The sequence below is a fragment of the Aliiroseovarius sp. ABM4_368 genome, assembly GCF_056161205.1.
The window spans coordinates 325,116-345,335 of record NZ_JBSWYR010000003.1 but is presented as its reverse complement, the minus strand read 5'-3'; the positions used below and the strand labels follow the sequence as shown (position 1 = coordinate 345,335).

Annotated in this window: 17 protein-coding genes; 7 read left to right on the top strand and 10 right to left on the bottom strand. The window is 58.8% G+C overall.

Annotation, left to right across the window (positions count from 1 at the left end; all coding sequences use genetic code 11):
- Positions 1 to 168 precede the first annotated feature (168 nt).
- The 7 genes from ACXAH3_RS10995 to ACXAH3_RS10965 all read left to right on the top strand — a co-directional run bounded on the left by ACXAH3_RS10995 (position 169) and on the right by ACXAH3_RS10965 (position 8,143).
- Positions 169 to 1,182 carry an ABC transporter substrate-binding protein gene (locus tag ACXAH3_RS10995; RefSeq protein ID WP_474862127.1) on the top strand — a complete coding sequence of 338 codons (1,014 nt, stop codon included), beginning with the start codon at positions 169 to 171 and terminating at the stop codon, positions 1,180 to 1,182.
- Positions 1,183 to 1,234: 52 nt separating this feature from the next.
- Positions 1,235 to 2,035, top strand: coding sequence for an ABC transporter ATP-binding protein (locus ACXAH3_RS10990; protein WP_474862126.1), 801 nt, complete (start codon positions 1,235 to 1,237; stop codon positions 2,033 to 2,035).
- Positions 2,032 to 2,796: an ABC transporter permease gene (locus ACXAH3_RS10985; RefSeq protein WP_474862125.1), complete on the top strand. Its 765-nt coding sequence runs from the start codon at positions 2,032 to 2,034 to the stop codon at positions 2,794 to 2,796. The genes ACXAH3_RS10990 and ACXAH3_RS10985 overlap by 4 nt, the downstream gene beginning before the upstream one ends.
- Positions 2,797 to 2,964: 168 nt before the next feature.
- Complete coding sequence (locus tag ACXAH3_RS10980) at positions 2,965 to 3,672, top strand: NAD(P)H-dependent oxidoreductase (protein ID WP_474862124.1); 708 nt, start codon at positions 2,965 to 2,967, stop codon at positions 3,670 to 3,672.
- A gap of 23 nt (positions 3,673 to 3,695) precedes the next feature.
- Positions 3,696 to 4,676 carry an LLM class oxidoreductase gene (locus tag ACXAH3_RS10975; protein ID WP_474862123.1) on the top strand — a complete coding sequence of 327 codons (981 nt, stop codon included), beginning with the start codon at positions 3,696 to 3,698 and terminating at the stop codon, positions 4,674 to 4,676.
- Complete coding sequence (locus ACXAH3_RS10970; RefSeq protein ID WP_474862122.1) at positions 4,673 to 5,455, top strand: SDR family NAD(P)-dependent oxidoreductase; 783 nt, start codon at positions 4,673 to 4,675, stop codon at positions 5,453 to 5,455. Before ACXAH3_RS10975 ends, ACXAH3_RS10970 begins: the two co-directional genes overlap by 4 nt.
- 90 nt (positions 5,456 to 5,545) lie before the next feature.
- Complete coding sequence (locus ACXAH3_RS10965) at positions 5,546 to 8,143, top strand: DUF3857 domain-containing transglutaminase family protein (protein ID WP_474862121.1); 2,598 nt, start codon at positions 5,546 to 5,548, stop codon at positions 8,141 to 8,143.
- Between the two features lie 102 nt (positions 8,144 to 8,245).
- Here the strand turns inward: ACXAH3_RS10965 and ACXAH3_RS10960 are convergent, their stop codons facing one another.
- The 10 genes from ACXAH3_RS10960 to ACXAH3_RS10915 all read right to left on the bottom strand — a co-directional run bounded on the left by ACXAH3_RS10960 (position 8,246) and on the right by ACXAH3_RS10915 (position 20,206).
- Complete coding sequence (locus ACXAH3_RS10960) at positions 8,246 to 10,147, bottom strand: beta-galactosidase (protein ID WP_474862120.1); 1,902 nt, start codon at positions 10,145 to 10,147, stop codon at positions 8,246 to 8,248.
- A 7-nt stretch (positions 10,148 to 10,154) separates the two neighbouring features.
- Positions 10,155 to 11,000, bottom strand: a complete 846-nt coding sequence (locus tag ACXAH3_RS10955) for an SMP-30/gluconolactonase/LRE family protein (protein WP_474862119.1) — start codon at positions 10,998 to 11,000, stop codon at positions 10,155 to 10,157.
- The gene (locus ACXAH3_RS10950) at positions 10,997 to 11,602 is read right to left on the bottom strand and encodes a 2-dehydro-3-deoxy-6-phosphogalactonate aldolase (protein WP_474862118.1); all 606 of its coding nucleotides are present in this window, start codon (positions 11,600 to 11,602) and stop codon (positions 10,997 to 10,999) included. The genes ACXAH3_RS10955 and ACXAH3_RS10950 overlap by 4 nt, the downstream gene beginning before the upstream one ends.
- Positions 11,599 to 12,504 (bottom strand): 2-dehydro-3-deoxygalactonokinase, encoded by a 906-nt coding sequence (locus tag ACXAH3_RS10945; RefSeq protein ID WP_474862117.1) that lies wholly within the window; start codon positions 12,502 to 12,504, stop codon positions 11,599 to 11,601. The genes ACXAH3_RS10950 and ACXAH3_RS10945 overlap by 4 nt, the downstream gene beginning before the upstream one ends.
- Positions 12,505 to 12,509: 5 nt before the next feature.
- Positions 12,510 to 13,277 carry an SDR family NAD(P)-dependent oxidoreductase gene (locus ACXAH3_RS10940; RefSeq protein ID WP_474862116.1) on the bottom strand — a complete coding sequence of 256 codons (768 nt, stop codon included), beginning with the start codon at positions 13,275 to 13,277 and terminating at the stop codon, positions 12,510 to 12,512.
- Positions 13,277 to 14,992, bottom strand: a complete 1,716-nt coding sequence (locus ACXAH3_RS10935; RefSeq protein ID WP_474862115.1) for an IlvD/Edd family dehydratase — start codon at positions 14,990 to 14,992, stop codon at positions 13,277 to 13,279. The genes ACXAH3_RS10940 and ACXAH3_RS10935 overlap by 1 nt, the downstream gene beginning before the upstream one ends.
- Positions 14,989 to 17,073 (bottom strand): alpha-galactosidase, encoded by a 2,085-nt coding sequence (locus ACXAH3_RS10930; protein WP_474862114.1) that lies wholly within the window; start codon positions 17,071 to 17,073, stop codon positions 14,989 to 14,991. Before ACXAH3_RS10930 ends, ACXAH3_RS10935 begins: the two co-directional genes overlap by 4 nt.
- Positions 17,070 to 17,918, bottom strand: a complete 849-nt coding sequence (locus ACXAH3_RS10925; RefSeq protein WP_474862113.1) for a carbohydrate ABC transporter permease — start codon at positions 17,916 to 17,918, stop codon at positions 17,070 to 17,072. The genes ACXAH3_RS10930 and ACXAH3_RS10925 overlap by 4 nt, the downstream gene beginning before the upstream one ends.
- Before the next feature lie 4 nt (positions 17,919 to 17,922).
- Positions 17,923 to 18,837 (bottom strand): carbohydrate ABC transporter permease, encoded by a 915-nt coding sequence (locus ACXAH3_RS10920; RefSeq protein WP_474862112.1) that lies wholly within the window; start codon positions 18,835 to 18,837, stop codon positions 17,923 to 17,925.
- A gap of 115 nt (positions 18,838 to 18,952) precedes the next feature.
- Entirely contained in the window at positions 18,953 to 20,206 is a 1,254-nt protein-coding gene (locus ACXAH3_RS10915; RefSeq protein WP_474862111.1) for an ABC transporter substrate-binding protein, read from the bottom strand.
- Positions 20,207 to 20,220 lie beyond the last annotated feature (14 nt).

Sequence of the window (20,220 nt, the reverse complement as noted above, 5' to 3'; positions counted from 1 at the left end):
GCTGCGGTTGCCTGCAGGGGAAAGAGCCTCGGATGTCGGGTGTGTGGGACTGGACAGCTTGCGATCCCGTTCAATGACCACACAGAAGCAACAATAAGTTGCGGAGATTGGGACTGGAACATCGCGCTTCAGATAAGCGTTGGCCAGCCGCTCTGCAGGGAGAACCATATGACTTTTATAAGAAAAACCCTTGCCGCCTCTGCTGCTGCCATCGCGCTTTGCAGTGGTGCGGCACTTGCTGAAACCTCGGTCCCTTTTGCGCTGGACTGGAAGTTTGAAGGACCCGCAGCGCCGTATTTCGTCGCCATCGACAAAGGGTACTTTGCAGACGCCGACCTGTCGGTCGAGATCAGCGCAGGCTCTGGCTCGCTGGATGCGATCCCGAAAGTGGCAACGGGTGCGTTTCCAGTGGGCTTTGCCGATATCAACAGCCTGATCAAGTTCCTGGACCAGAACCCCGACGCCCCTGTGACGGCTGTCATGATGGTCTATGACAAACCGCCCTTCGCCGTGATTGGCCGTAAATCGCTTGGGGTCGAAGCCCCTGCCGATCTTGCAGGTAAAGTGCTGGGCGCGCCGCCCCCTGATGGCGCTTGGGCGCAGTTCCCGATCTTTGCCGCTGAAAACGGGCTGGACATGGCCGACATTACGGTCGAGCCGGTGGGCTTCCCCACCCGCGAGCCGATGCTGGCGGAAGGCAACGTCGCGGCCATTACCGGGTTCAGCTTCTCGTCCTTTCTGAACCTTGTCCGTCTGGATGTGCCCGAGGATGATATCTCGACCATTCTGATGGCGGATTATGGCGTGGATCTTTACGGGAACGCGGTGATCGTGAACACTGAATTCGCCGCCGAACAGCCGGACGTAATCAAGGCCTTCTTGGGTGCCGTCGCGATGGGCTGGAAAGACGCCATTGCGGACCCGTCCCGGGCCATTGCCGGCTTGATCGAGCGCAACCCCGCCGCCGATGCCGCCCTTGAAGAGCGTCGTCTGCAACTGGCCATCGATGCAAATGTGGTGACAGATTACACCATGGCCAACGGCATGGGTGGCGTGGACGCCGCGCGCTTTGCCAACGCGCTTGAGCAGATCGGAACCACTTACGAGTTCCAGACTGCGCCCGATGCCGCGCTGTATTTCTCTGACGCTTACCTGCCCGAGGGCGGTTTTGCGCTGAAGTAATCAGGCGGGCTGCGCGGTTTGAACTGCGCGGCCCTCTAACAAGGGCTTTCTGATGTCATCCATGATCAAGATCGAAGGCGTGCGCCACGCTTATCAAACTCCGACCGGGCCATTGCCAGTTCTGGACGGGTTGGAACTGTCGCTGGACGAAGGTGGTTTTGTCGCTGTGGTTGGCCCATCCGGTTGTGGCAAATCCACATTGACCCGGCTAGTGTCTGGCCTGATGAAACCGGACGAGGGCCGCGTGTTGCTGCGTGGCGAACCTGTCACGGGCCCGCGCTCGACCGTGGGGATGGCTTTTCAGAACCCAGTCTTGCTGGAATGGCGATCTATCCTGCAAAATGTCATGCTGCCGCTCGAGATTGTACCAAACAAACTGTCGAAAGCTGAACGGATTGAACGAGCGCGCTATTTATTGGCGCTTGTCGGGCTTGAGGGTTTTGAAGACAAACGGCCTTCGGAACTGTCGGGCGGGATGCGCCAGCGGGCGTCCCTGTGCCGCGCACTGGTTCACAAGCCCGAGGTCTTGATTCTTGACGAACCCTTCGGCGCACTGGATGCCTTCACCCGCGAGGATCTGTGGCAGACGATGCACACCGTCAAGGAACAAGAGCCCTTTACCGGTGTACTGATCACCCATGACCTGCGCGAGGCGATTTTTCTGGCCGATCAGGTGGTGGTTCTGTCCGGGCGGCCTGCGCGGACACAGTACGTGCTGGATGTCCCCAACACCGGCCCGCGTGATCTGGAACATCTTTACACGCCGGAAGCGTCCGACATGTTGGCGACACTGCGCCACCAAATTGAAATTGCTCAGAACCGTGTTCCTGCGGACGAGGAGGAGCCGGCATGAAACGCGCGCTGAACAATTTTCTGATTCCCTTAACCGCCATGATCGTCTTTCTGATCCTGTGGGAGGCGATCGTTTGGGCCGCAGGCTGGCCGAACTACAAAATGGCGTCGCCGTCGGACCTTTTGCCCGCCTATTCCAAGTATTGGGGCCTGTTTGTCACCATGGGCTGGCAGACGCTGTGGCGCACCGTTGTTGGGCTGGTTCTGGCGATCATCGTAGGCACCGGAATTGGAATGGTCATGGGCCTGTCACGCGTGATGCGTGACGCGCTTTATCCGCTGCTGGTGGGGTTCAACGCGATCCCCAAAGCGACCGTGGTACCCATCGTGGCGCTGATGTTCGTGGGTGCCCACAACTTCAACACGGTCATGATCGCCTTCATGATCTCGTTCTATCCGATTGCGGTTTCGGTCTCGATCGGGTTGTCAACGCTCGAGCCTGAGTACCGCGACATCCTGCGGTCTCTGGGGGCCAGCCAGTCGCAGATCTTCTGGAAAATCGCGCTGCCCAAGACCTTGCCAGAGTTCTTCGGAGCTTTGAAGGTGGCGGTCACGCTGGCCTTCATCGGTACAAACTTGATGGAGATCGTCAGCCCTCATGGTCGGGGGTTAGGCGCGCTGTTTGACAGCGGCAAGACCAACTCGGACTATCCTTTGATGTTTGCTGTTCTGATCGCACTCGCCGTGTTGGGGATATTCCTCTATTACGTCGTTGTCGCGCTTGAAAAGATCTTCGCGGGCTGGGCTGAGAGACCAACCTGACCGCATTGGCGTCAAAGTCGATACCGGCGACACGACCCACGACGTGCGTCGGTATCCATGGTTATTGTATTGGAAAGCGGAAAACTCTTATCCGATTGCCGCCATTTTATCTGGATAATCAAGCTTTATATCGCATCCGAACACGATAATACGTCAACGGAGACACCCATGAACATCCAGACCGATATTCAGGCTCAGATCCAAACCCAGATCAAAGACGCCTTCAATTTTCGCCATGCTACCAAAGTTTTCGACCCCGAGCGTAAACTGAGCGATGACGAGATCGAGACCATTTTGGAGGCAGGTCGCCTGTCACCCACATCTTTCGGGCACGAGCCATTCAAGATCCTGATGATCCAGACCCCGGAAAAACGCGAATTGTTTCGCGAGTTCTCGTGGGGTGCGAATGGTATTATGAACGGTTCGACCGGCCAGCTGGGCACCGCCAGCCATTTCGGTATCATTCTGGCCAGCACCTCGGAACTGATGGCTGCGGGGTCGGACTATCTTCAAAACCACTATCGTCAGGTCAAACAGTTGCCCGACGAAGTGATTGAGATGTTCGATGGCGCCTATGGCAATTTCCAGACCACCGACCACCACGTCACCTCGGATCGTGAGATCACCGATTGGTCGGGCAAGCAGGCTTATATCGTTCTGGCCAACATGATGACCGCAGCCGCGCTGATGGGGATCGACTCCTGCCCGATGGAAGGGTTCGACATGGATCTGACCACTAAAACTCTGGCAGATCATTTCGACATCGACACCACCCAGTGGAAACCCTCGGTCATGTTTGCATTCGGCCACCGTGCAGGTGATCCCGAGTTCGACAAAACCCGCCGTACGATGGAAGATACCGTTAGCTGGTATTAATCCATCCCAAAGGGCAAGAACCCGTGTCGGACGTTCATTTGCAAGATTTCCCCACCCTCAACCGCGCTTATGGTCAGGTGTTCCAGCCGGGACGCCTGAGCCTTGGGTTGGTGGTGCCGCTCGAGGCATATCCCAACAGCGCAGTGCCCCGGATGGACAAGCATATTGAACGGGCGCAGCTTGCGGATCAGCTTGGGTTTTCGGCCTTGTGGCTGCGGGATGTTCCGTTCAACGTGCCAAGTTTCGGCGATACGGGGCAGATTTTTGACCCGTTCGTCTATCTGGGCGCGCTGGCCGCGACGACGCAAAATATCGCACTGGGGGTGGCATCCATCGTGCTGCCCCTGCGCCATCCGGCCCATGTCGCCAAAGCGGCGGCCAGTGCGGATGTGCTGTCTGGCGGGCGGCTTTTGCTGGGCGTTGCGTCCGGTGACCGGCCCGAGGAATACCCGGCGATGAATATGGACTTTGCCACCCGTGGCGACAGGTTCCGTGACAGTGTCGACTATATCCGTGCAATGGCTCAGGATTATCCCGTGGCGCAGACCGCGCATGGCAGCCTGACGGGCCGTGCCGATATGCTTCCCAAGCCTGCTGGCGGGCAATCGCCGCTGTTGATCACCGGAGGCTCGCAGCAATCGCCTGACTGGGTGGCGCAGAACGGCGACGGGTGGATGACCTATCCACGTGATCCGGCCAGCCAAGGCCGCGTGGTCGGTGACTATCGCCGCCGCATCGCCGAGGCAGGCGGGCAGAACAAGCCCGTGATGCAGTCGCTCTATGTTGACCTGCTCCCCGACGCCGACGCGACTCCGCGCCCCATTCATTTGGGATTTGCCTCGGGAACCACATACTTGAAGACATATCTGCACGAGGTGCAAAACCTTGGCATCAACCATGTCGCCTTGAACTTGCGGTTCAATCAGGCGGATATGGAAGACACAATGAAACGGTTGGCGGAAGACCTGCTGCCCACATTCAGCAACGAAGGAACACACGCATGACCAAGACGATCCTGATCACGGGTGCCACGGATGGTATCGGGCTTCTGACGGCGCAGAAACTGGCAGCGGACGGCCACAACGTGCTTCTGCATGGCCGCAGCGAAGCCAAGCTGGCCAAAGTGGCCGAGGCGGTCGGCGGGGCCAAGACCTATCTGGCAGATCTGTCGCGTATGGGGGACGTGACCGCTATGGCTGAGGCGATCCGCGCTGATCACGCGCAGTTGGACGTTCTGATCAACAATGCAGGCATCCTGAAAACGCCAGAGACACGAACCGAGGCGGGCCGCGACATTCGCTTCGACGTGAACACCATTGCGCCCTATCTGCTGACCCGCGCCCTGCTGCCAATCATGCCCGACGATGGTCGCGTGGTGAACCTGTCTTCAGCCGCTCAAGCGCCAGTGGACGTGGCCGCAATGACAAGTTTCCGCGCGATGGGCGATATGGACGCCTATGCGCAAAGCAAACTGGCGATAACCATCTGGACCTCAGAACTGGCGCGCGAACTGCCCGGCGGCCCGGTCTTTGTGTCGGTCAATCCGGGATCTCTGCTGGCCTCAAAAATGGTGAAAGAGGGTTTCGGGGTCGCAGGCAATGATCTGAGCATCGGTGCCGATATCCTGATCCGGGCGGCCCTGTCGGAAGAGTTCTCTGGTGCAAGCGGCAAGTATTTCGACAATGACGCTGGCCGGTTCGCTGCACCAAATGCCGCGGCGTCGGACCCCGCGCAGGTCACCGCTGTGATGAACGCAATCAACAAGATTTCCAACGTAACCTAGTCCGTGGCGCCGGTGCCCGGCTCATACGTCTATCGCTTGCACCTCAGGGTAGATCTGTCTAGATCTTCCCTGTTACCGGAGCATAGATTTATGTATTTGAGAATTATTGCAATTTTCGCACTTTGCCTTGTGCTGCTTCCAGAACCCGTCAAGGCGCAGGATATCGAACAATATGTGACTCTTGGCCCAGCTGAAGACTGGGTAAAACAGCACGAACCAGCGCGCGGCCCATTTGAATTAGCGAAAGACCAAGACCGGACCTATCACCTGATCGACCGGCAAATGATGGCGACAGACGCGGTCGAAAGGTACTTCCATCGGGATGTGACCAGCCTTCATCGCAGCGAGGCGGTGGATGACCTCGGCACCCTTCGAATTTCGTTCAACCCGGCTTTTGAAACCGTGGTGCTGCATCACGCGCGCATCACCAAACCGACAGGAGAGGTTCTGGACGTCACCCAACATGGCGAAATGCAGCTTTACCGCGTGGAAACAGATCGCGAGCAGTTGATCTATGACGGCCGGCTTGAACTGGCTTTTCTGGTGCCGCAGCTGAAGAAGGGCGACACGCTGGACTATGCCTATACGCTGAGTGGTCGCAATCCGGCGCTGGGGCCGCATTGGCAGTTTGGAGTAACGCACCAATACTCGGTCCCAGTGCAGAGAACGCGGGATCGCCTGTTGGTGCCCGAAGGAGTACCGGTTTTCCTAAGGGAGCATGGAGGAGCACCAGACCCCACTGTCTCGACATCAAATGGGTTCACTGAATATGCGTGGCAGGGCGAAAACGTCCCGGCGGAAATCATTGAAGACGACGTTCCCAACGGCTATCGCGCCTGGATGCTCACCTCGCTCAGCAGTACCGAGTATTGGAGCGACATTGGCCGGTTCTTCGCGCCGCTTTATGACCCGGAACAGTTTCAAAGCGCGCAGATCAAGGGCATCGCTGATGGCATTCGCTCCGCACATCCTGATGATAAGAAAGCACAGCTGCGCGCCGCATTGGCTTTCGTGCAAAGTGAACTGCGCTATACCGCGGTTCAGCTTGGGGCAGGCGGGTTTGTCCCGCGCGATCCGGCCCGCGCGCTAAGCCGAGGGTTTGGTGATTGCAAGGATATGACGGTGCTGATGACCTCGATCCTCTATGCGCTGGGGATCGAGGCGACCCCCCTTCTTGTGAACACCGACTATGGCGCTGGGCTTGATGACGACCTGCCGCGCATCCGTGCCTTCGATCACGTGGTTGTTCGCGCCAAAGTCGGAGAGCGGCATTATGTTCTGGACCCAACCCGGGGCGAACAACTGGGCGATCTGGATCACCTGCAACAGGGGTATTTCGGCAAGGGTGTGATCGTGGCGCCCGACAGCGTCGGGATGATTACGGCCTATATTTCCCAGCCGGAGTTCTACACGGATGTAGTCGACACGTTCGATTTCGTGACCGAGCCGGGCGTGATCCTGCTGACCTCGAAAGTCATTTATGCGAGGCACGAGGCCGATCATATGCTGGGCTGGAAGCGCTCGGTCGGCGAGGCGGAGGTTGAAAGCACGTTCTTTGAGTATTTCAAGGGCCTCTATCCCAGCATCGAGACTGTCAGCCCCTTGGTGTTCGAGGTCGACGAACAAAACGCGCTTGTGACCATCACCACGCAATACCGGATCACCGAGCCTTGGGACAAAGACGTGGAGACCGGAGGGCGCGTGTTCTGGGCCAGCCCGGACGACTTGATCTCGAAACTCCCCAAGCTAGAGGACGATACGCGCAAGGCCCCCTTTGCCATTTCCCATCCCGTTCGGTTTCGCCATCAGCTGAAATACCTGATGGATCGGTCCTGGGGTTACGAGAACTCGACAAACACCTACCGCACCGCTGCCTTTGATTTGCGTCTGGAAGCACGTGGCAAACCGGGCGAGGGGACTTGGACCTCGACCTATGTGACCAAATCAGATCGCATTCCCCCGAAAAACTGGCAGGATTCGCGCGATGCACTGGCGGAATACAGTGACATTCGTTGGGTCCGTCTTGACCGCCCAAGCGAGGATGCTTTGCTGGTGCGTCTGGGGCTGGAAAATTTGTCTGAGGACGAATGGGTTATGGTGGTTGCCGGATACTTGATTGCGCTCGTTCTGATCCATTTGATCTATATTCACATCCGCGCCAAACGCGCCTTGGACGAGATGAGGTCGCAGGTTCTCTATCCCGTATCGACCCTGAAATTCGTGATCATGTCGCTTGGGACGCTTGGTTTCTATGCCAATTACTGGTTCTGGCAGAACTGGCGTTGGTTGCGGCATGTGGACGATCAGGATGTCTCGCCTTTCTGGCGCGGGTTGGCTCTTGCGAACATCTGGAACTTCAGTCTTTTCCCGCACATCGCAGAACATGAGCCGGTTGGGCGACGTGCACTGGCACGATTGGCCATTCCTCTAGCCGCGATGTATGTGTTTCTGAATGCGACAGAGCACTTCCTGAACCGGGACGGCGCCTATCCCCTGTTGACGCCCATCGCTCTGATTCTAACGACGCTGGCTGTCGTGCCGTTTCAGCGCGAGGTCTTGCGCAAGAACGCCGAGAACCAGAAATGGGTCGCCCGGAATTCGCGCTTTGGATGGCAGGCGATTGTGACGCTGATCTTTTGGGCACCGATGCTTGTGTTTCTTGGCATTGGCGTATGGGACGGTCTTTAAGGACGTCCCCTTCCAAACGGGAACTGCGGTTCAGAGTGTCAGGTCGGATTTAGATCCCCAACATTGGGCTGCCATCAGGCAGGCTGGTGATCTGCGCGGCACTCATAGCACACGGCGAACGACACCAGCAGGGGGAAGCAATCCAGCGGGTGTTTCCACAGCTTCGGTGGTGTGGTTGAACCAAAACTCCTCGGTCGCTGTGCGGCGGGTGCGGATGCCTTCGGGCATGGTGCGTGTTTCCACTCCAGCCTTGTCCGCAAGAAGCCCAACCAGACGGTCTAACCCTTCTGCGTCTAACCATGCACCGCAATAACTGTGCCCCGCATCGCCAACCAGAACGGGCGCGCCAGCATCGGTATGCATCAAAACGGGCGCGGTGCCGTCCAGTTCTTCAAAGTAGCCCGTCACGGCACCACTGCCGTGAAGTCCGATTGGCATATCCGGGCGCAGGCTTTCTAGCCGCGATACTGTCACGTCCAGCCCGACTATCGCAGGCGGAAGTGGCACGGGGATCTGGAAGCCAGCGTCCCGTGCGCCTGTGCGGGGGCCATAGCAGACGTGGCCATCTGCCTTGGCAAGCGCCGCGCGCAGCCCGTCGGGCAAGTGCATCACGCCGGGGGCCATCACCAGCTTATAGCCTGCGAAATCCGTGTGGCTCGGAGGCACGATGTCCACCGTCACACCTGCTCGGCGCAGTGCCTTATAGTGCTCAAACACCAGCCCAAAGTAACTCAGCCCCGCGCCATGCGGTTGCGTGGCCCACGCCCAATCGGCGTCATAGTCAAAGACCAATGCGACCGGGGCTTGGGCGGGCTGGACATCTGGAACCTCGGCCAACTCTGTCGCGACCTGCTGTGCTTCCGCCATCGCAGGCGCGTCTTTGCTGTCGGGACGCAACAGGCCCGCGTGCAGTTGTTCCTGCGCGAAAGGGGCTTGGCGCCAACGGAAATAACACACGGCCTCGGCGCCGTGGGCGAAGGCTTCCCACGTCCACAGGCGAACCATGCCGGGCAGCGGTGACGGGTTATAGGGCGCCCAGTTCACCGGGCCGGGCTGTTGTTCCATCACCCACCAGCGGCCACGCCCAACGGCGCGATACAAATCGTGGTGGAAGGCTTGAAAATCCGGGTCGCCTTGGCGGGCATAAGCGCGTTGATGGGCGGCGTCTGCGCCCACGCGATCTTCCAGAAACCCCAAGGGATAGCTGTCCCATGTGGCGATCTCTAGATCCGCACCGACTGCGAAGTGGTCGAAATCTGTGATCCGCCCCATATAGTTATGCGACACCGGCGCGTCTGACTGCGCCTTGATCTCGTCCACCTGTACCTTGTTGAACGCCACCACCATGTCCGAGCTGTAGCGGCGGAAATCCTGCACATGGGCGGGGTTGGGTTCGGTCACGGTCAGGTTGGGCAGATCGACCTCGTCAAAGCTGCGATACTCCATCGACCAGAAGATATTGCCCCATGCGGCATTCAGCGCGTCAACGGACTGGTATTTCTGCGCCAGCCAGTCTTGGAACCCGACACGCGCGGCATCAGAATAGGAAACCGTCGTGTCATGGCACCCATATTCATTATCAGTCTGCCATGCGGCCACAAAGGGGGTCGCGCCGTAACGCTTGGCCATTAGGCGGGTGATGCGGCGGCTTTCCTCGCGATAGCCCAGATGACTGAAGCAGTAATGCCTGCGCGAGCCGAATTTGCGCGGGTTGCCGTCTGCGTCCACTGCCAGCATGTCCGGGTGCTTGTCGATCATCCAGCGCGGAGGCGTGGCGGTGGGCGTGCCCAGCACGACCTTCAGACCGGCCTTCCCCAGCACGACAATCGCGCGGTCCAGCCAATCCCAATGCAGGTCGCCGGGGGTCGGTTCGATCTTGGACCACGAGAACTCTCCGATCCGGATCCATGTCAGGCCCGCCTCGGCCATGCGGGCTGCGTCTTCCGCCCACATGTCTTCAGGCCAGTGTTCTGGGTAATAGCAGGTGCCAAGTGTGCGTTTCATGTTGTTCTCAGAGAATGACCCGATGTTCGGGTTGGCCAGTTAAGTTTGTGTCGATGGCAAAGGTCTTGCCTGCCATCTTGTCGCCCGACAGCCCGTCGGCGGCTGTAGTCACATAAAGGGTGCTCAGATCCGCGCCGCCAAAGCAAGGGCAGGATGCTTGCGTCGTGGGAACTGCGCGGGTTTCGATCAGGGTGCCGTTGGGGGCATAGCAGGCTACGCGGGATGCGCCCCATTGGGCATTCCAAAAGTTGCCGTGTGCGTCGATCACTGCGCCATCCGCGCCGAAATCTTCGTCACGCAAATCCAGGTAAACCTGCGGATCGCCCTTCGGCCAGCCCTCTGTGTCCAAAGCCTGCCTCATCACACGCCCGTCTTCGGTGTCGGTGAAATAGGCAGTCGAGCCGTCAGGGCTGAAACAGATCGCGTTCGATATGGTGATCTTGTCAAAAAGCCTGCGCAGCTCGCCGCGATAGAAGCGATGGATCGCTCCGGCGTTGGGTTCGGCGTTGTATCCCATCGTCCCGATCCAGAACCCGCCCTGCGGGTCCGCTCGTCCATCGTTCGAGCGGGTGACGGGTTTGTCAGCCTCAAGATCCACAAGTTTTTCGCGCTCTCCCGCTTCGATGTCGAACCGCCATAGTGCACTGGCACTTGCCATGATCAACGTGTCGTGATCCACCCAGCCAGCGGCAGAGACGCATTCGTCGAAAGCCCACGCCTGCTCTTCATCGCCGACCCGCGTCAGAAGGCGTTTGCCGAGGATGTCGAACCAGAAGAACTGAGCGCGCTCTGGGTGCCAGAACGCGCCTTCGCCAAGCGTGCAGATCGTGTCAGAAAAGACCCGCACGGTCATGACACCGCCGCGTCGTACGAGGCCACAATTTCGGCCGCCAACGCACCCACCTTTTCGGCAGAGTAGCCCGGTTTATAAATGTTCGACCCCAGCCCGAACCCGGTGATGCCAGCGCCCAGCCAGTCTGCGAAATCCGCAGGACCAACGCCGCCCACCGCATAGGTGTTGGTGCCTTTGGGCAGCACGGCGGACAGAGCTTTGAACCCGTCCAGCCCCAGCTTGAAAGCTGGGAAGAATTTCAAGCCATCCGCGCCGGATCGCAGGGCCAAGAATGCCTCGGTCGGGGTCAGGACGCCGGGATAGGACAACATGCCCTGCGCCTTGGTCTCGGCGATGACGTCGGGGTTTGCATCCGGCGACACAACCATCTGCGCACCGATCGAGGCCAGCCGCTGGACCGAAGCCACATCCAACACCGTTCCAGCGCCCACAAGCGCGCGGTCGCCAGCGGCCTGCACCATGCGTTCGATGCTGTCGAACGGGTCGGGTGAATTCAGAGGTACCTCGATCTTAGTGATGCCTGCATCGATCAGGGCGTTCAGAATATCGACAGCCTCGTCCGGCTGGATGCCCCGCAGAATGGCGATGATTTCGCGGCTCATGATTGGGTCCCTTTCACTTGTGCGAAGGCGGCGGTCAGGCCGGCCAATGTCAGTTTTTCAGCGTCCACGCAGCGCACCATGGCCGCCTGTGCATTCAAAGCAGTTTCATATGCGCGGGCGACGGGTCCTTCGCCCAGAATGACCACCTGTTGCCCTAACCAATAGGGCTTGGCTGCCGCCAATTCGGCCCCGATCAAAAGGGCAGACATGCGCGATTTTGCTTCGGCTGCGGGCATGTCGTTCAACAGCCCCTCGGCGCGTAGAGAAAAGAGCTTGGCAGCCAGATCAGCAGGGCGGGACATGGTGTCGGACAGCGCGTTTTTGAACGCAACCTCGTCCCAATCATCTGTGTCGACCGAATGGCGCAACACCGATTGCGAGGCCAGAAGGGCAAAGATCTCGCCCGTCATGAATGTGCGAAAGCTGACGATCTCTCCGGCACTGATATGGACCCATTTGTTGTGGGTGCCGGGCAGGCACAAGATGCCGTCGAAGTCGGGCTCGGACGCCAAGAACCCCGCGATCTGCGTTTCCTCCCCGCGCATCACATCTGCGGGGCTGGTCTGTTTTACGCCGGGCAGAATGCGGACGTTCCACTTGGCGGCGGGAGCAGGCGTGGCGGCTTCGCTTCCGGGCGGTGGGCAGGGCACCGCGACATAGGGCGCTTCGGTCCAACCTTGGCGCGATCCGGCCATACCGCAGACGATTACTGGCAGGGGTGTGCTGGCGGTGACATCGGACAGCAGTTCGTCCAACACAGGTTCGAATTGATCCTGAGATAGTCCACCCATACCCTTGTCGCAGTCGCGCCGGTCCAGAACACTCCCGTCCTGTGCCATCAGCCACGCCCGCATATGCGTCGTGCCCCAATCTACGGCGATCCAGTCTGGTGTCTGTCCCATGTGCTTCATCCTGTAACGACCACGCCCCCGTCCACGACCAGCGCTTGGCCTGTGATCATCCGGCTGGCCTTCGAGGCCAGAAACAGCACCGAGGACACGATGTCTTCTGGGTCCAGATGCTCTTTCAGGCATTGGCGTTCCAGATGTGCTGCAAGGGCTTCGGGCTCGGCCCACATGTCCAATTGCTTTTGGGTCAGAACCCAACCCGGTGCCAGCGCATTCACCCGGATCTTGTCTGGTCCAAATTCACGCGCCAAAGAGCGCGTCATGCCGTTGATCCCGCTGTTCGCGGTCGTGTAGGCCGGATAGCCGGAGTTCCCCATCATATAGCTGATCGAGGTGAAGTTGATGATCGCGCCGCCGCCTGCGGACTTCATGCCCTCCATCACCGCCTGACAGGCAAAGAAGTAAGCCTTCAGGTTGATGGCTTGCGCCCAGTCCCAGAAGTCTTCGGTCACTTCTTCGGTCGAGTGGCGCTGATCATTTGCGGCATTGTTCACCAGCGTAGTGATTGGGCCGTTCAAAGCCGCGCATTCAGCCATAGCCGACTTCAGCGCGGGAATGTCGGTGATGTCGCATTGCACAAAGTGAGGGCGGCTGCCGGTTTCAGCCTCCATCCGGTCAACAAATTCGGACGCATCCGAACGGCCCACAAAGCCCACCTTGGCGCCTTGACGCAGGAAGCCTTCGGTCAGCGCGGCGCCAATGCCTGACCCGCCGCCAGTGATGAAGACGGACGCGCCGTCGAGGTCATGAAAGGTTGCGATACTCATCAGTGGCTCTCTCGTGTGACGGGGCGGGTGTCTTTGCCCACAAGGAAATCAAGGTCCGCGCCATGTTCGGCCTGCATGACGGTGTCGATGTACAGCTTGGCATAGCCGCGGGTATAGTGCGGCTCGTCCGGTTGCCACGCCGCGCGGCGGGCGTCCAGTTCGGTGTCGTCCACCAATAACTCTAACGCCCCTTCCGAGGCGCTGACGCGGATGCGGTCCCCGGTTTTGACCAAGGCCAGTGTTCCGCCGGCTTGTGCCTCGGGCGAGACGTGCAAGATCACCGTGCCAAATGCCGTACCGGACATGCGCCCGTCCGAGACGCGGATCATGTCACGAACGCCTTCGCGAACCAGCTTTGCAGGGATTGGCATGTTGCCAACCTCGGGCATGCCCGGATAGCCTTTGGGTCCAGCGCCTTTCAGCACAAGGATCGTGTCAGGGGTTACTGGCAAGTCATCGCGGTCAATATTGGCTTTCATGTCTTCGATGGTCTCGAAAACATAGGCTTCGCCTTCGTGCTCCAAAAACGCATCGGTCGCGGCCGAAGGCTTAACGATCGCACCGTTGGGCGCAAGATTTCCGCGCAATACGCGCAGACCTGCCGCAGGTTTCACCGGGTCATCGAACGTCTTGATGACATCATCATTGTAGCATTCAGCACCGTCTGCATAAGCTGCGATATCCCCGGCAAGAACCGTCTTGGCGCTGCGCAGATGACCAGCCTTCGCCAACTCGTTCAGCACCACAGGCATCCCGCCCGCGTAACAGAAATCCTCCATTAAATACTTGCCCGAGGGCATGCAGTTGACCAGCAAGGGGATCTCGCTGCCCAGCTCAAAATCAGCAAGGTTCAGGTCAACGCCTACCCGCCCAGCCATTGCCAGAAGATGCACCACCGCGTTGGTCGAACCACCGACCGCAGCGTTGGCCAGAATGGCATTTTCAAACGCCTCTTTCGTCAGGATGTCCGAGGGCTTCAGGTCCTCGTCCACCATTTCGACGATCCGCTTTCCGGTCAGATGCGCCAGCGCCATGCGGCGAGCATCAACGGCAGGCAAAGCCGCGTTGGTCGGCAAGCTCATTCCCATCGCTTCGACCAGCGATGCCATGGTCGACGCCGTGCCCATTGTCATGCACACGCCTTTCGAGCGGCTCATACCACTTTCTGCTGCCATGAAATCCTGAAGGGTCATGTCACCCGCGCGCACCGCTTCCGAGAACTTCCAAACGTCTGTGCCAGACCCAATGTCCTTGCCCTTCCATTTGCCGTTCAGCATCGGACCCGAGCTAACCACAATGGACGGAAGATCAACGGATGCCGCACCCATCAACTGACCGGGGGTTGTCTTGTCGCACCCACCCAAAAGAACGACGCCATCAATACCATAGGCGCGGATCGATTCTTCGACATCCATCGCCAGTAGGTTGCGAAACAGCATGGCGGTGGGTTTCATCTGTGTTTCGCCCAGCGACATGACGGGGAATTCGACCGGGAAGCCGCCTGCCTCCCACACGCCGCGTTTCACACCCTCGGCCAGATCACGCAGACCCGAGTTGCAAGGCGTCAGTTCCGACCATGTGTTACAGATGCCAATCACCGGGCGGCCGTCAAACGCGTGATCCGGGAACCCTTGGTTTTTCATCCAGCTTCGATGGATAAACCCGTCTTTGTCCAGCTTTCCGTACCAAGCACGGTTGCGTCTGTCCTTCGTCATAGCTTTGTCCCTTCGATCACCCACATGTTCAGCGGGAATTGCCACGGCAGCGTCAGGCCGTGGTTCATAAGATACTGGCCGCTCAGTTCAACCGGGCCGGATTTCAGCGCCGGATTGCCGCGCGACAAAGCGGGTGCATCATCTCGGTTCACCAGCTCGATACGATAGGTCACATCCGGGGAAAGCCGGGTCAAGCACAACGGGCGCGGCGTGATTTGGGACGAAGTGTCAGCGACGCCCGCGAACACAACAAATCGGTCCCCGCCGTCTGACAATTGCTGTTCGGCGATCATCGATGGATCGGCGCTGTCCAGCCGCAGGATATCGGCGCGTGTCATCCAGTCACGATTGGCTTTCCACCACGCGGTCGCGTCGGTCAGAACGCGGGTTTCGTCGGCGGTCAGCTCGCGCGGGTCCATCTCGAACCCCATGTGCCGCTTGGCTGCCACCCAAGCGCGCATACGGATGTCGATCACCCTGCCTGACGTATGACAGTGACGCGGGCCAACATGGCTGCCGGTCACAGCCAAGGGCAGGAAAATCGCCGCGTTGTGCTGGATGCGCAGCCGTTCCAGCGCGTCGTTGCTGTCGGACAGCCAGACACGGTGGGTGCGTTCCAGAATGCCGAAATCAATCCGCCCGCCACCCGAGGCGCAGCTTTCGATCTCGACCTTTGGGAAGGCCGCACGCAGCCGGTCGATCAGCGCGTAAGAGCCACGAGTCTGCGCCGCGTCCGGCATCGGCAACACGCGGTTGTGGTCCCATTTGATATAGTCGATGTCGTGGGCGGACAGCACTGCACTGATCCGATCAAACAAGAAATCGCGGACTTCCGGCAGGGCCATGTTCAGCGCCTTTTGCTGACGGCCAAGGATTTGATCTTCGCCGCCCAGCGCCCAGTTGGGATGGGCGCGGTGGATGTCGCTGTCGGGGTTGATCATCTCGGGTTCAAACCAGATGCCAAAGCTCATGCCCAAACCGTGGACATGCTCGATCAGAGGGTTCAGACCGTCCGGATATTTGCGTTTGTCCACTTCCCAGTCAGACAGCGCGCGCGTGTCATCGTCGCGATTGCCGAACCATCCATCATCCAGCACGAAGCGTTCCGCGCCAAGCGCGGCGGCGCGGTCAGCGATCTCTTTCAACTCGGGCAAGTTGTGATTGAAATAGACCGCTTCCCAGCAATTGTAATGCACCGGTCGCGGGCGGTTTTTATCCGGGAAATCAACGATCTGATCGCGCAAATGGCGCTGGAACGCGACGGCACAACCGTTGATACCGTCATCCGAGAACATCGCGTAAAGCGGGGCAGACTTGAATTTCTTCTGGGCCACATGTTCCATCCGAGCGGCGTCGCCGAATTGGATCTGGCGGCGTCCATCGGGCAATTCCTCGGCCACCATTCGGTGCCCACCGGACCAACCATAATGAAACCCATAAGCATTACCGCGCGTGTTGGTCGCGCCGCGACAGGGCACGATCAGGCCGGGGAAGTGTTCATGGCCGGTGCGACCTGTGCGGTTCTCGCGATACCGGATGCCAGCCGACCACGGGGTGCGGTTCATCTGAAATTCGCCACACCAGCGGCCGGAAAAGTCGATGACCTCGTCTGATTGCTGCGGCCCGGGAAAAACCGGCGCAGAAAGCCAATGCAGGTGCAGGTCGTGATCAGCCTCGATTTCGGACTGAGCAACGATCATATGGGTCAGCGGGTTGATGGAAAACCGCGCCCGGTAGGTTAGCGTATTGGTCACGTCGCGATAGGTCAGAACAAGTCTGTCCTGACCTTCTTCAGCGCCTTCAAAACAGAACTTCGGCAGAAGTGGTGTCCCGTTCCCGTCACGCAGGATTAGCCCCGGCTGGCCGGGAAAGGTCCGGGTGGCCTCGGGGCAGATCGACAGTTCAGGGTTCTGGTCCAGCATTCCTCCGGTTACGTCCAGCATATGGGCTTGGGCGAGCGTTTCGAGGTCTTCGCCATCAGGCAACCGCGGCCCCCAATAGACGACCTCGGGAAGGTGTTCGCGATCAGCGGCCAGGACAAGGCTTTGGCGCCCGTCCTGAAGCGACCAAGTTCGGATCATTTAACGGCTCCAAGTGTTAGGCCTGCAATGAAGTGGCGCTGCATCAAGAAGAACATGGCAACGGGCGGCAATGCGGCCACGATGCTGCCAGCGCTCATCAAGTGATATTGCGCCACGAATTGCGAGTTGAAGGATGTGATGCCAGCGGTCACGGGCTGTGCGTCAGGGCCTTGGGTCAGCACAATCGCCCAGAAATAGTCGTTCCAGATGAAGGTGAAGATCAGAACCGACAGCGCCGCGATTGCGGGTTTCATCAGGGGCAGGACAATGTACCAGAAAATGCGCCATTCTGCGATGCCTTCGACGCGGGCGGCTTCGATCAGCTCGAAGGGCAGCGCGCGGATGAAGTTGCGCATGAAAAGCGTACAAAACCCGGTTTGGAATGCGATGTGGAACAGGACCAGACCCAGTTTGGTATCATAAAGACCCGCCGACACGGTCAGGTCGCGCACCGGCACCATCAGGATCTGGAAGGGCACGAAGTTGCCCGCGATGAACATGAAGAAGATCAAGAGATTTCCGCGGAAGCGATAGATGCCCAGTGCGAACCCGGTCATGCAGGACAGGGCCACCGCGCCGATCACCGTCGGCACCGTGATCAGGACCGAGTTCCACATGTAACGCGGCATATCGCTTTCAAGGAAAACCTTGCCGTAGTTCGTGAAGAACTCGACGGACGAAGGCATGCCCCAATAGTTGCCGTTGGTAAAGTCGGCCAACGGGCGGACCGAGAACAGCGCAACCGCCAGCAAAGGCAAAAGCCACATGATCAGCGCGAAAGGCACCAGCGCCTGATAGGTAATCTGCGCCCCGCGCGACCGTTTTTCGATTGGTGTAGGAAACATCGTCTTACCTCCGCGCTGCTTTTTCGTCTTGGTACATCGACCACAGGAAGTAGCCGATGAAGACCAGCATGATCAGGAACAGAACCACCGCAATGGCCGAGCCATAGCCCATGCGGAACCCATATTCGGACAGCGCCTTTTCAAACATGTAGAAGGACAGGACGCGGGTCGATCCGAACGGACCACCGTTTGTCATGATCGAGATCAGATCGAAGGACCGAAGCGCACCGATGATCGTCACCACGAAGGCGATGAAGGTGGCAGGTTTCAGTTGCGGCAGGATGACATGCCACAACATGCGCCAACCCTTGGCACCATCCAGTCGCCCGGCCTCGATCTGTTCAGGGTCCACGGCGTTCAGGCCCGTCAGATACAGGATCATGCAGTAGGCCGTCTGCGGCCACAGACCTGCAGCAATGATACCATAGGTGGCTGTGTTCGGATTGCCCAACACGCCGCCGCGAATATCGATGCCGAACAGCCCCGTAATGATGTCGAACAGCCCGTCATTGGGCAGATAGAACCAGCTGAACACCAGCCCCACGACCACTTGGCTAAGGACGAAGGGAAAGAAGAACAGCGACTTGTACAGGCGGATACCCACGATGGTCTGGTTCAAAAACAGCGCAATCAACAGCCCCGCCGGAATGGCCAGCAGGTACAGGGCCAGCCATTTGACGTTGTTCCAAAGCGAGATCTCGAACGCGCGGTCCGTCAATAGCTCTTGATAGTTGCCAGTGCCAACAAAGGTCGCCTCGCCCAGCCCGTCCCATTCATAGAGCGAAATGTTGAAGCTTTGGCCGATCGGGATGATCACATAGACCAAAAAGAACAACACGCCCGGCAACAGGAACATCAGCGGCGTCAACGTCATCCGATTGCGCCGAATCCAAGTCATTTCTGCATGTGCAGTTGTCATATCGCTCCTCCCGTGGACACGTCATGGGGAAACCCATTTGGGCTTGCCAATAGCGTGCAGTGTGAAAAAAAGGAGGGTGCCCCACGCATAGTAACGCGCAGGGCACCTTGGGGGATTACTTGTAGATACGCTTACGTGCGTCTTCCAAGCGGTTCAGGATGTCTTCCAGATTGTCCGGGAACACCATGAATTCCTGCAATCCTTCCATGCCGACAGAAGCCATTTCAGCGGGGAAGTCACGGTCGAAGAACTGAGCGATGCCGCCCGTTGCGTTCTGCGACAGCATCTCGAAGCCCTGCTGAAGGAATTCGTCGTCACCTACGGATGCGTTGGCGTTGATCGGCAGCTGGCCAAGGCCGTCTGCTGCGTTGATCTTCGACTGCACGTCGGGCGAAGTCACATACTGAAGGAAGGCGCGAGCCGCCTCTTTGTTCTGCGCACCCGATGCGATGTGGAACGTGTCAGTAGGGGCATCTTCACCCATCGGCACGTCTGCGATCTTCGGGAACTGATAGAAGTCGATCTGCTCGTCGGTCAGGCCAGCTTCACGCAGATGCGGTACCACGAAGTTGCCCATCAGGTAAGCAGTGGCTTCCCCGTTCACGAAGAAGGGCAAAGCTTCTTGCCAGCTATAGGTCTGGTGATCGTCGATGAAGGCGCCCATGTCGATCAGCTTGCGCCAGTTGGCAAAGGTCGCTCGCACCTCGTCCGAAGTCCATTCGGCTTCACCGGTGGCCAGCTTCATGTGGAAGTCAAAGCCGTTGGTGCGCATGTTCATGTAGTCGAACCAACCGCCAGCGGTCCACAGGAACTTCGACCCGATCGAGTAGCACTTGCGGCCCGAATCAAGGATCTTCTGACAGTTTGCGATTTCCTCGTCGAAGGTAGCGGGCTCGGTCAGGCCCAGCTCGTTGAAGATGTCTTCACGGTAATAGATGCCCCACTGATAGTAGGTATACGGAACGCCGTACTGCTTGCCGTCGATGGTCATCGCACCCTTGACCGAGTCCAGACCCGGCAGGTCGCCACCCTCGTACATGTCCGAGATATCTTCAAACAGACCAGCGTTCACATAGGGGGCCATACGGTTGGCCGCGTACCAGTTGATCACGTCGGGCGCATTTGCCGTAAGTGCGTTGCGAATCTGGCTTTTCCAGGCTTCGCGGTCCACCACTTCCAGCTCGACCGTCAGGTCGGGATGCATGGCGTCAAAGTCGGCTGCAAGACCTTCCATGATCGCGCGCGGTGCCGGGTTCGACATGTCCGAGATGATGCGCAGCGTGCCGGTTAGGTCAGCTGCAAAAGCGGACGTTGCCAGACCGGCGGTAACAGCAACTGCCGCAACAGATGCTTTCATTGATTTCAGCATTGGTTTCCTCCCAA